Source organism: Mesorhizobium sp. M5C.F.Ca.IN.020.29.1.1, assembly GCF_003997375.1.
Lineage (GTDB): Bacteria > Pseudomonadota > Alphaproteobacteria > Rhizobiales > Rhizobiaceae > Mesorhizobium > Mesorhizobium wenxiniae.
Map to the genome: position 1 here is coordinate 1 of NZ_RZSW01000146.1, position 11,961 is coordinate 11,961.

Below are 11,961 nucleotides of genomic sequence, written 5' to 3' on the forward strand. Positions count from 1 at the left end.
ACCTCGACCTGATGGTCGGCTTCGTCGGCGGCGATTTCGCCTGGGAGATGTCGGCGGCGGGCGAGGCGGCGGGCGTCGACTTCGTCGTCGACCGGCTGTGCGCCATATTCGGCGGGGACGTGCGAAAACATGTCGGGCGCGCCATGATGACCAATTGGGGCGGCGAGCGGTTCGTGCGCGGCGCCTATGCGGCGGCCCGCCCCGGCCGTTCGCAGGCGCGCGCCACGCTGATGCAGCCGGTGGCGGAAAAAATCTTCTTCGCCGGCGAGCATCTGGCCGGTCCGCTGATGCAGACCTGCGGCGGCGCCAGGCTGTCGGGCGAGGCGGTGGCGAGAACGGTCGCCGCCCAGCTTGCGGCAAAATAGCATTAGCAGGAACGCCGGCCGCCGACAGGCGTTTGGGCGATATGCCGCTCCGCACTATATCCGGACCTGATGATTTGAGACCTGATGATTTGAGATTGGGATGAAGCTCTTCGCTTGCCCGCATTGCGGCCACCGCCTCTATTTCGAGAACGCCCAGTGCCTGAACTGCGCCAGCCCCGTGCTGTACGATCCCGGGCATGCGCGCTTCGTGTTGTTAGGCGCCGGCGGCGTTTTCCAGTGCACCAATGCCGACGAGTGCGCCTGCAACTGGATGGCGGAACCCGGCCATGCCTTCTGCCGCGCCTGCGAGCTGAACCAGCTGATCCCGGACCTTTCGGTCGATGGCAACCGCCGTCGTTGGATCCGCGTCGAAGCGGCTAAGAAGCGGGCAATCTATTCGCTGCTCGCCGCCGGACTGCCGGTCGTGCCCAAGCTGAACGCCGGCGACGAGGCCGGCCTGGCCTTCGACTTCCTCGCCGATCCGATCGGCGGCCCAGGGGGCGCGCGCATCCTGACCGGCCATGACAACGGCCTGATCACACTGAATGTCGCCGAGGCGGACTCGGCCGAGCGCGAAAGACGGCGCGTCGAGATGGGCGAGAACTACCGTACGTTGCTCGGGCATTTCCGCCACGAGCTCGGCCACTATTACTGGGACCGCCTGATCCGCGACGACCCGCAACGGCTTGCCGCCTTCCGCGCATTGTTCGGCGACGAGCGCATCGATTACGAGCAGGCGCTGAAGACCTACCATGCCGAAGGTGCTGCGCCCGACTGGCAGCAGGACCACATTTCCGCCTATGCCACGTCTCATCCCTGGGAGGACTGGGCCGAGACATGGGCACACCACCTGCACATCACCGATACGCTGGAGATGGTGCATGCACTGAATTTCCCGCTCGGCCGACTGGAAACGGTAGAGGCCAACGAGCTGTCGCGCAGCGACACCGGCGGCGAACTGCAACCGGCGCCGTCGGAACCTGCCGCCGTTCCCGAACCGTTCGAAAAGATCCTGGCCCGCTGGCTGGTGCTGTCGGAAGCGTCCAACTCGATCAACCGCTGCATGGGCCTGCCGGACCTTTATCCCTTTATCATCTCGGAGGTGACCGCACGGAAGCTGGCCTTCGTCCATGAACTGCTGGCTGACGTGAAAGAAACCGGAACAAAACGTGAGCCGGCCGAGGCGTTTTAGCCGGAACGCATGAAGCCCTGTTTCGTTTTCGTTCGTGAGGGACCATCAAAACGGAGCGAAACCATGAACCGCATACTGTTTCCTGCTGTCGCCGGAGCGCTTGTCGCGATGTCGGGTACAGCCTTGGCCGATACCGCTGTCTCGGCTGTCGCCGATCTCAACATTCGAGCCGGCCCCGGCCCGCAATACCCGGTCATCGGCGTGCTCGCCGCCGGCCAGTCGGCAACGCTTGATGGCTGCATCCAAAACAGCAAGTGGTGCACCATAGCCGAGGCCAATGGCCAGGGCTGGATTTATTCCGACTATGTGACGGCCGATTTCGGCGGCAACGAGGTCGTCCTGACCCGGCGCCCGGCCGACGCAGACATTACCATCGTCGAAGCGCCCGCCGACGTCGACGATCCCGACGTCTATACCGGAGCGATCGTCGCTGGCGAGCCGATCGAGCCGATCAGGCGGCCTCCGGCCGAGGTCCGCACCTACATCGAGACCAACCGGGTCGACCCGGTCTATCTCGAGGGCGAGGTGGTTACCGGCGCGACCTTGCCCGATACCGTCGAGTTGCGCGAGATTCCGGACTACGACTACCGCTATGTCTATGTGAACGGTCAGCCGGCACTGGTCGATCCCGGCACCCGACGCATCATGTACGTCGAGCGCTGACATCAGCGAGCAATCAGGCGGCCGCCCGGCGCGAGCCGACGGCGGCCGCCTCTGTCCGATATCGTTAACCTGAGCTTCGTGCTGGAGCGGCGTGCCCGCCGTTCCAGCCTTCTGTTCGAAGATTGGATTTCCCAAAACCGGTTCCACTTTTAGGGCCGATGCTCTAGATCATGCGACCCGATGCATCAGGCAAGGAACCCGCGTGATATCAGACCCTGTCGCGTTCGAGCGCTACCGGCGCTCCCCCAACGCCAAGACGACCCTGCCGCGGCTCCTGCTCGGAACGGCGATCGTCGTCCTGTTCTGGGTCGCGACAACCGTCGTCGTGCTGTTCGGCGGCGCCTATGTTTTTGTTATCTGGCAGGCATCGTCCGGCGCGCCGATGGAAGGAGGGGCGGTGCAGAATTTCATGGCCTCGCCCGCCGGGATCCTCGCCGCGCTCGCCTCCTTTGCCGGGATCTGGCTCGGCCTGTGGGCTGCCATGCGCTGGGTCCATCGCGAGCCGCTGATGGCGCTGATCGGCACCAGCCGCCGCGTTTCGCGCTCAGGATTTCTTAGGGGATTGGCCGCGGTGTTGATCACATCGCTGCTCTCCGAGATCCTGCTCTATCTCCTGCAGCCCGAGATTGCGCGCGGCGCGATCGGTCTGTCGTCTTGGCTGCTGTTCCTGATCCCGATTGGTGCGCTGACCTTGCTGCAGACCTCGTCCGAAGAGGTGCTGTTTCGCGGCTATCTTCTCAGGGGCCTGGCCAACCGGTTTCAAAACCCCTTCATCTGGGCGCTGCTGCCAGGACTTCTATTCACTTCGATGCATTGGAGCCCAAGCTCGACGGCCGCCGTCAATGCCTGTGTGCTGGCCTCGATCGCCGCTTTTGCGCTGCTCCTGACGCTTGTGGTCTATGCCACCGGCAATCTCGGCGCGGCCTTCGGCGCTCATCTCGGCAACAATCTCGCCGGTTTCCTGCTGATTTCGCATCAGCAGAGCTACAATTCCTTCGCCCTGTTCAACGCCAGGCCGCTCGAAGGCCCCGGCTGGACGACGCTTGATGCCGTCCTCATCGCGGCAATCGGCATCGGCTGCAGCCTGTTGACTGTTCTGCTGCTGCTGCATCAGCGCTCGCCGCTGAAGGTCGAGCCGGATATTTCGTACCCCGGCGGCCCAAGCTGACGCGCATCATGCCGGTGGTGCTGCCATAAACCGAACCGGCCCGGTTCAGCGTATTCGGCCCCGCGCCTTGACTCCGCGGCCGATTTCCTGTCTACACGCCGCGAATTCCGCGACGAGTATCCCTCCGAGCAAGCCGACCGGGACGCCGAAGCCTCTTTGAGGTGTCGTGCTGTAAATCGATCCTGGAGGCCAACATCCGGCAGCGCTGTGCGCCCCCGGGTGCTTTTTGGCTTTGGGCTTTACTTGGATACTGGGCGCGAACGCATTACTTCTCGGGCATCATCCGGGTGCCAGGGAAAAGGAAAAAGAATGTTTGAATCGCTGCAAGAGCGCCTTGGTTCGATCCTGAACGGCCTCACCGGCCGCGGTGCCCTGTCCGAGGCCGATGTCTCCGCGGCGCTGCGCGAGGTGCGCCGTGCGCTGCTCGAGGCCGACGTTGCGCTGGAAGTGGTGCGTTCCTTCACCGGCAAGGTACGCGAGAAGGCCGTCGGCGCCGCTGTGCTGAAGTCGATCAAGCCCGGGCAGATGGTCGTCAAGATCGTCCATGACGAGCTGGTCGAGATGCTGGGCGCCGAGGGCGTCGCCATCGACCTCAATGCACCGGCTCCGGTCGTCATCATGATGGTCGGCCTGCAGGGTTCCGGCAAGACCACGACATCGGCCAAGATCGCCAACCGCCTCAACGAACGTCAGAACAAGAAGGTTCTGATGGCCTCGCTCGACACGCGGCGTCCCGCCGCGCAGGAGCAGCTCCGTCAGCTCGGCGAACAGGTCAAGGTCGCCACGCTGCCGATCGTCGAGGGCCAGACGCCGGTCGACATCGCCCGCCGCGCCGTGCAGGCGGCAAAGCTCGGCGGCCATGACGTCGTCATCCTCGACACCGCCGGCCGCACCCATATCGACGAGCCGCTGATGGTCGAGATGGCCGACATCAAGAAGGTGTCGTCGCCGCACGAAATTCTTTTGGTCGCCGATTCGCTGACCGGCCAGGACGCCGTCAATCTGGCGAAAAGCTTCGATGAGCGCGTCGGCATCACCGGGCTGGTGCTGACCCGCATGGACGGTGATGGCCGTGGTGGTGCAGCACTTTCCATGCGCGCCGTCACCGGCAAGCCGATCAAGCTGATCGGCACCGGCGAGAAAATGGACGGGCTGGAGGAATTCCATCCCAAGCGCATCGCCGACCGCATCCTCGGCATGGGCGACATCATCAGCCTCGTCGAAAAGGCTGCCGAAAACATCGACGCCGAGCAGGCGGCGGCGATGGCCAAGAAGATGCAGTCGGGCAAATTCGACCTGAACGATCTTGCCGGCCAGCTTCAGCAGATGTCGAAGATGGGCGGCATGGGCGGCATCATGGGGATGATGCCGGGCATGGGCAAGATGAAGGACCAGATGGCCGCCGCCGGTCTCGACGACAAGATGTTCGGCCGCCAGCTCGCCATCATATCATCGATGACCAAGGCCGAGCGCGCCAACCCCGATATTCTGAAACACTCGCGCAAGAAGCGCATCGCCGCCGGCTCCGGCACCGATGCGGCCGAGATCAACAAGCTCCTGAAGATGCACCGCGGCATGGCCGACATGATGAAGGCGATGGGTGGCAAGGGCAAAGGCGGTGGCCTGATGCGCGGCATGATGGGCGGGCTGGCGCAGAAGATGGGCCTCGGCGGCATGATGCCAGGGGGTATGGGAGGCATGGGTGGCCCGGGCGGCATGATGGGCGGCGGCATGCCGGATCTGTCCAAGATGGACCCCAAGCAGCTCGAAGCCTTGCAGAAGCAGGCACAGGCGGCCGGTCTCGGCATGAAGGGCCTGCCCGGTGGCCTTCCCAGTGGGGGTGGCGGCCTGCCTGGGCTGCCCGGCGGCATGAAGCTTCCTGGCTTGGGCGGTGGCGGGCTTCCCGGCCTTGGCAAGAAGAAGTGAGGGCGCCATGAACGAAGAAAAGGACATGGCCGACGCACGTGCGGCGCTGGTCGACTACCGCTCCTCGATCGACAACATCGACGCAGCGCTCATCTACATGCTGGCGGAGCGTTTCCGCTGCACCAAGGCGGTCGGCGAGCTGAAGGCGTCGCATGGCCTGCCGCCGGCCGATCCGGCACGCGAGCAGCAGCAGATCGCCCGCCTTCGCCAACTGGCGAAGGATGCCCATCTCGACCCGGATTTCGCGGAGAAATTCCTGAACTTCGTTGTCCGCGAAGTGATCCGACATCATGAGCAGATCGCCGCATCCAACGGCGTAGCGAAAACCGGCTGAGGACCAGCCGTAAACCCGAAAATCAGAGTTTTAGGAGAAGAGAAATGCCATTGAAAATCCGGCTGGCCCGTGCGGGCTCGAAGAAGCGCCCATATTACCACGTCGTCGTCGCCGACGCCCGTTCGCCGCGCGACGGCCGTTTCATCGAGTCGCTCGGCTCGTGGAACCCGCTGCTGCCCAAGGATGGCGAGCGCGTCAAGGTCGACGCCGACCGCGTCAAGCATTGGCTCTCGCACGGGGCCCAGCCGACCGACCGCGTGCTGCGCTTCCTCGACGAGGCCGGCATTGCCAAGCGTGAGGCCCGCTCCAATCCAAAGAAGGCCGAGCCCGGCAAGAAGGCGCAGGAACGCGCCGCACTTCTGAAGAAGGCGCAGGACGATGCAGCCGCCGCTGTTGCCGCCGCGGCAGCCGCGCCGGCCGAGGCGGAAGCCGCGACCGCCGAATAATTCGCTTTCTATCCCCTATGAACGGCGGGCGCTTTGTCCGCCGTTTTGCTGTTCCGTCCGACTTATGATCAATAGCCTTCAGGGCAGCGGGCGATGTAGACGCGCCCATCGCGACCGCGATAGCGGCACCGTCCGGGTTCGGTAGCACGACCGATCAGTGCGCCGGCGAGGGCGCCGACAGCACCACCGATCACCGCCCCTTCAACGTCGTCATCGGCCACTGCAGCGCCGACAGCAGCGCCACCCAAGCCACCGACCGCCGCGCCCTGTTCGGTTCGGGAACAGGCTGCGAGCGAGGTTGCCAGTATCATCAGGACTACCAGTTTCTTCATTGTCGTTCCTCTCAAACGGGTTTTTCCGTCCTCGCCGCCACATCTTCTAACTCGCAACCAGGCGATTTGATCCGAAGACAAAGGAGAAGGGCGGCGGCAGACCGCGCCCTCTCCGGCGACGCGACCGCCACCGAACGGCTTTTGAAGCCGCCACTATCGGCTGAACGGGATCAGCGCGCGCACCCTGGGATTGCGCAGGAAAAGGCCGCCCCACAAGATGAAACCGAGATAGACGCCGAACAGTGTGTGCGAAAACAGCGGGCTGCCGATACGTATATGCGTCGCGATGGCGCCACCGAGGTAGGCGGTGAGCAGGATGGCGCCGAGCACCGAGGTGCGCGGCACCGCATAGAGCGCGGTCGAGACCAGTCCGATGATGCCGAGCATGCGCGAGGCATTGGGATCGGCCGGCCAGCCGAGCTGCACCATGGTCTGGGTAACGATATCGAGCGGCGGCAGCTTGATGACGCCGTCGAAGATCATGAACAGCACGATGAGGGCGCTGAGCCCTCGCCCGGTCCACAGCGCGCCCGGCGTGACGGATGCTGTTTGAGACATGGTCATTGGTCCTCCGGTTGTTTCGAGCCCTCTTGGGGAGGCTCGAACCAAGGACGCGGCGTGAGGCGGCGATCCGACACGCCTACGGCCTTTTGAGCGCACGGCGCTGCCAGGAGCTTGGGAACAAACCCTAGGAGAAATAGTATTTTTCGGCGGGGATCATTTTTGGCGGCGCCTCGCCGAGCGCCTCGAACACCGAGATTTCACAAACGCGGCACAGGCCGTCGAGGGCGAGGTCGTTGGCCTCGGTGCCGAACGGGTCCTCGAGTTCCTCCGAGAGCGCGTCGAGGCCGAAGAAGGTGTAGGCGATCAGCGCCGTGAACAGCGGCGTCGCCCAGCCGGCAGTCGAGGCGAGCCCAAACGGCAGCAGCAGGCAGAAGATATAGGCGGTGCGCTGCAGGAGCAGCGTGTAGGCAAACGGAAGCGGTGTTCCCATGATGCGCTCGCAACCGGCCTGCGCTGCGGCGATTTGCGACAGGCGCTCGTCGAGGATGCGGTACCCCATGACGTCGATCGAGCCGGCCCTGTACAGCGCGGCGGCTCGCTCGCCCATCCGCCGCACCATGGCGTCGGGCGGGTTGGCCAGCTTGGCGGCACTTTCGGCCTCTTCGCCGATGAACGCTCGTGCGTCCGATGTTGCGTCCTCCCGCCGAAGCAGGCCGCGCAAGAAGTGGCAGAAGGCGATCGCCTCCATCAACATCCCGCGCAGTTCGATGCGATCTTCGATCAGCCCGGTGCTGGCGCGCGCCAGATTGCGAATGTCGAAGACAAGCTGGCCCCACAGCTTGCGCGCTTCCCACCAGCGGTCATAGGCGGCATTGTTGCGGAAACCGAGATAGATCGACAGCGCCACACCGAGTAAGGCAAACGGCGCGGGGCCGGCATCGCCGAAGTCGAGCTTCAACGCCCCGACCGCCAGCACCACCAGCGCGCCATAGACACCGAAGCCGAAGATCTGCGGCAGGATGCGCGGCACCACCGAGCCGCGCATGATGAAGAACAGATGCAAGAATCCCGGGCGCGGGCGAACGATCATCGAAACCCCTTTCACGGACCGGCAATGATCCTGATCGGTTCCATTGTGCGATGCAATACGCGCATAAGCCCAGCCGTCAGCGACATGGCGGCGTCGCCTTGCCGGCTGGGGCCGAGCACGTTATCGAAAATCCGCAAGGCATTCGGAAGCAATCGATGGCCGGCGAGACCGATCTGAAGAAACTGCTGGCAACGATGACGCCGGAATTGCGTCCCGGCATCCATGTCTTCGCCACACTGCCGCCCGATGCGCCCGTGCCGGACAGCCTCGAGACGGTGATGCTGTTTCGCGAGCGCGAGGGCACGACGGTGATCGCGCTAGAGGAGGAAGCCAAGGCCGCTGGCCTGGCGGCCGTCTTCCGCTGCCGGATGGTGACGCTGAACATCCATTCGTCGCTGGAGGCGGTCGGCTTCCTCGCCGCCATCACCGCGCGTCTGGCCGCCGCCGGCATGGGGGTCAATCCGGTCTCGGCCTTCTACCACGACCATTTGTTCGTGCCCGCCGACCGGGCGGAGGAGGCGATGGAGCTGCTGGAAAAGCTAGCGGAGGAGAGCCGGCTGTGACGCAGGCGCCTTGCTGCCTACTTGAGGCGCCTGTGCTGCCCCTCATCCCCCTGCCGGAATCCCGGCCCTTCGCTACGCCAGGGGGCGTTCTTCGTTCGGAAAGCCAAGCATTAGCTTTCCGTCCGCTTCACGGACCACTTCTCACCCCCGTGAAGGGGGAGAAGGAAGCTAATTGCCGAAGGCCGCGCCCGCGACTGCGGGCCGTTGTCCGGCGCCCCCGCGGAGGGCCCACCGCGGCAGCGGCGAAACGGCCCGTGAGCGATAACTATGCCGCCTTTTTCTTCGGCTGGATCAGCCCGCGCTCGATCAGCAGCTCCGCGATCTGCACCGCGTTGAGTGCCGCGCCCTTGCGCAGATTGTCGGAGACAATCCACATCGACAGGCCGTTGTCGACGGTCGAATCCTCGCGGATGCGCGAAATGAATGTGGCATCTTCGCCGGCCGAGTCCAGCGGCGTGATGTAGCCGCCGTCCTCACGCTTGTCGAGAACCTGGCAGCCCGGCGCTTCGCGCAGGATCTCGCGCGCCTCGTCGGCGGTGATCGGCTTTTCGAACTCGATGTTGACGGCTTCCGAATGGCCAATGAACACCGGCACGCGCACGCAGGTCGCCGTCAGCTTGATCTTGGGATCGAGCATCTTCTTGGTCTCGGCGACCATCTTCCACTCTTCCTTGGTGAAGCCGTCGTCGAGGAAGACGTCGATATGCGGGATGACGTTGAAGGCAATGCGCTTGGTGAATTTCTTGACGTCGACCTGGTCGGCGACGAACACGGCCCGCGTCTGCGTGAACAATTCGTCCATGCCTTCCTTGCCGGCGCCGGATACCGACTGGTAGGTGGCGACGACGACGCGTTTGATGGTGGCCAAGTCGTGCAGTGGCTTTAGCGCCACGACCAGTTGCGCCGTCGAGCAGTTCGGATTGGCGATGATGTTCTTGCGCGTGAACAGCGAAATCGCGTCCGGGTTCACCTCCGGCACGATCAGCGGCACGTCCTGATCGTAGCGGAAGGCCGACGAATTATCGATGACGACGCAGCCCTGCTTGCCGATCTTCGGCGACCATTCCTTCGAGACGTTGCCGCCGGCCGACATGATGCAGATGTCGGTGTCGGAAAAATCAAATTGGTCGAGCGCCCTGACCTTCAGTGTGCGGTCGCCGAACGACACTTCCGTGCCCTGGCTGCGCCGCGAGGCCAGCGCCACCACCTCGCTCACCGGAAAGCCGCGCTCTTCCAGTATGTTGAGCATTTCCCTGCCCACATTGCCCGTGGCGCCGACGATTGCAACCTTGAAACTCATCGAAATCTCCTGTCCTCTCCGCTCGGTTTTTGGAGAAAACCCGCCGACCGATGCGGGTTTCAACCCCCGGGCCGGACCCGGGAGAGGGGTGGTTAGGCCAAGGGAATCAGACCGTTTTAGTGGTCGTTTTAGCCGTAGTTTTGCTGGAACTAGGAGACGCGCCGACACGCCCGGCCCAATGGTTCGCATTGCGGCCGGGGAGGTCGAATGCAAGAAGCGCCATCAAAAGGCCGCGCATCGAAACTATCCCGTTCGGTGCCGGCTTTTACGCGGTTTGCGCAAAGAGTCAATCGCAACCCGGCGAGGCGGCTTGCCCTGTACAATGGCGGCGGCGCGAAGTACGAACGATTGGATCGTTTGGCTCGTGGCGCTTCTGGCCCTCGCCGACGGATGACCCATTGCGGGGCATAAAAGAATCCGAATTCCGAAAGAAGCATATGTCCAATTTCGAAGCTATTGACCCCGCGCTTGCAAAGGCGCTGGAAAAACGCGGCTATGTCGAGCTGACGCCGGTGCAGAAGGCGGTTCTCGAGCTCGGGCAGGCCGATGCGCTGGTTTCGGCGCAGACCGGCTCTGGCAAGACCGTTGCCTTCGGGCTGGCTCTGGCGCCGACTCTTCTCGACGGCGCGGAGCGCTTTTTCCATGCCGCAGCACCGCTGGCGCTGGCCATCGCGCCTACGCGGGAGCTCGCTTTGCAGGTGACGCGCGAGCTCGAATGGCTCTACGAACCGACCGGCGCAGCGATAGCGTCCTGCGTCGGTGGCATGGACATGCGCACCGAACGGCGCGTGCTGGAGCGCGGCGCCCATATCGTTGTTGGCACGCCCGGCCGGCTGCGCGACCACATCACCCGCAATTCGCTCAACATGTCTGAACTGAAGGCAGTGGTGCTCGACGAGGCCGACGAGATGCTCGATCTCGGCTTTCGTGAGGATCTCGAATTCATCCTCGACGCCGCCCCTGCCGAGCGCCGCACGCTGATGTTTTCGGCTACCGTGCCGCGCGCCATTGCCACGCTGGCCAAAGGCTACCAGCGCGATGCGGTGCGCATCTCGGCCTCCGGCGAGGAGAAGCAGCATCTCGACATCGAATACCGGGCGCTGAGCGTAGCTCAGCCCGATCGGGAAAACGCCATCATCAACGTGCTGCGCTATTACGAGGCGAAGAACGCACTGGTGTTCTGCAACACGCGCGCCGCCGTCAATCACCTGACCGCGCGCTTCAACAACCGCAACTTTTCCGTCGTGGCGCTTTCGGGCGAGTTGAGTCAGAACGAGCGCAGCCACGCGCTGCAGGCGATGCGCGACGGCCGCGCCAAGGTCTGCATCGCCACCGACGTGGCGGCACGCGGCATCGACCTGCCCAACCTTGAACTGGTGATCCATGCCGACCTGCCGACCAATCCGGAGACGCTGCTGCACCGAAGCGGGCGGACGGGACGGGCGGGACGCAAAGGTGTCAGCGCGCTGATCGTGCCCAACAGTGCCCGCAGGCGCACCGAACGGCTGCTGCAAAGTGCCGGCCTTGCGGCGACATGGGCAAGCCCGCCTTCGGCCGACGACGTGCTGCGCCGCGACGACGAGCGCATCCTCGCCGACCCGGTCTTCAGCGAACCGGTGAAGGAAGAGGAGCGCGGCTTCATCAATGCGCTTCTCGAGCAGCACGGCCCCGAACAGGTGGCCGCCGCGTTCGTGCGCTTGTGCCGCTCCAGCCGCTCGGCGCCCGAGGATCTTCTTGACGTCGCGCCGTTCACGCCGTCGGGCGACAAGTTTACGCGCAGGGACGAGGCGCCCGGCCGCCGCGACGATTTCGGCGACAGCGTCTGGTTCTCTCTGTCGGTAGGACGCCGGCAGAATGCCGAGCCGCGCTGGCTGATCCCGATGCTGTGCCGGACCGGCGGGATCAGCAAGCGCGAGATCGGTGCCATCAAGATGCAGCCTGAGGAAACCTTCGTGCAGATCGCGGCGGATTGGGCTGACCGGTTTCTCCAGGCGATCGGCCCCGACCGCAAGCTGCAGAACAACATCGCTGTGAAGCGGCTGGACGGCACGCCCGACCTGTCGCGGGCCGGCTATCAG

Annotated in this window: 13 protein-coding genes; 9 read left to right on the forward strand and 4 right to left on the reverse strand. The window is 64.3% G+C overall.

From position 1 onward, the window contains the following. The 7 genes from EOA85_RS14125 to rpsP all read left to right on the forward strand — a co-directional run. On the forward strand, positions 1-365 hold a 365-nt coding region (locus tag EOA85_RS14125), incomplete at its 5' end, for an FAD-dependent oxidoreductase (RefSeq protein WP_164759650.1). A 100-nt stretch (positions 366-465) separates the two neighbouring features. Then, entirely contained in the window at positions 466-1,557 is a 1,092-nt protein-coding gene (locus tag EOA85_RS14130; RefSeq protein WP_127209847.1) for a putative zinc-binding metallopeptidase, read from the forward strand. A 63-nt stretch (positions 1,558-1,620) separates the two neighbouring features. Beyond that, positions 1,621-2,220, forward strand: coding sequence for a DUF1236 domain-containing protein (locus EOA85_RS14135; protein WP_127209848.1), 600 nt, complete (start codon positions 1,621-1,623; stop codon positions 2,218-2,220). A gap of 202 nt (positions 2,221-2,422) precedes the next feature. Next, complete coding sequence (locus tag EOA85_RS14140; RefSeq protein ID WP_127209849.1) at positions 2,423-3,388, forward strand: type II CAAX endopeptidase family protein; 966 nt, start codon at positions 2,423-2,425, stop codon at positions 3,386-3,388. Positions 3,389-3,697: 309 nt separating this feature from the next. Next, a complete protein-coding gene (ffh, locus tag EOA85_RS14145; RefSeq protein ID WP_127209850.1) occupies positions 3,698-5,314 on the forward strand; it encodes a signal recognition particle protein in 1,617 nt (538 codons plus the stop codon). A 7-nt stretch (positions 5,315-5,321) separates the two neighbouring features. Continuing rightward, complete coding sequence (locus EOA85_RS14150; RefSeq protein WP_127209851.1) at positions 5,322-5,648, forward strand: chorismate mutase; 327 nt, start codon at positions 5,322-5,324, stop codon at positions 5,646-5,648. A 44-nt stretch (positions 5,649-5,692) separates the two neighbouring features. After that, on the forward strand, positions 5,693-6,094 hold the full coding sequence (gene rpsP, locus EOA85_RS14155; RefSeq protein ID WP_027153676.1) for a 30S ribosomal protein S16: 402 nt from the start codon (positions 5,693-5,695) through the stop codon (positions 6,092-6,094). Positions 6,095-6,162: 68 nt separating this feature from the next. On the opposite strand, the gene EOA85_RS14160 is transcribed toward rpsP, so the two are convergent. From EOA85_RS14160 to EOA85_RS14170, 3 genes are all read right to left on the reverse strand, one after another. Then, positions 6,163-6,426, reverse strand: coding sequence for a YMGG-like glycine zipper-containing protein (locus tag EOA85_RS14160; RefSeq protein ID WP_065007301.1), 264 nt, complete (start codon positions 6,424-6,426; stop codon positions 6,163-6,165). A 153-nt stretch (positions 6,427-6,579) separates the two neighbouring features. Beyond that, entirely contained in the window at positions 6,580-6,990 is a 411-nt protein-coding gene (locus EOA85_RS14165) for a DoxX family protein (protein WP_127209852.1), read from the reverse strand. A 124-nt stretch (positions 6,991-7,114) separates the two neighbouring features. After that, positions 7,115-8,020 (reverse strand): bestrophin family ion channel, encoded by a 906-nt coding sequence (locus EOA85_RS14170; protein ID WP_127209853.1) that lies wholly within the window; start codon positions 8,018-8,020, stop codon positions 7,115-7,117. 155 nt (positions 8,021-8,175) lie between these two features. Here EOA85_RS14170 and EOA85_RS14175 point away from each other — a divergent pair, with 155 nt between their 5' ends. Beyond that, the gene (locus tag EOA85_RS14175; protein WP_127209854.1) at positions 8,176-8,583 is read left to right on the forward strand and encodes an ACT domain-containing protein; all 408 of its coding nucleotides are present in this window, start codon (positions 8,176-8,178) and stop codon (positions 8,581-8,583) included. Between the two features lie 265 nt (positions 8,584-8,848). On the opposite strand, the gene EOA85_RS14180 is transcribed toward EOA85_RS14175, so the two are convergent. Beyond that, entirely contained in the window at positions 8,849-9,883 is a 1,035-nt protein-coding gene (locus EOA85_RS14180; RefSeq protein WP_029349467.1) for an aspartate-semialdehyde dehydrogenase, read from the reverse strand. A 437-nt stretch (positions 9,884-10,320) separates the two neighbouring features. Here EOA85_RS14180 and EOA85_RS14185 point away from each other — a divergent pair. Further along, a partial coding sequence (locus EOA85_RS14185) for a DEAD/DEAH box helicase (RefSeq protein WP_164759651.1) occupies positions 10,321-11,961 on the forward strand: 1,641 nt, incomplete at its 3' end.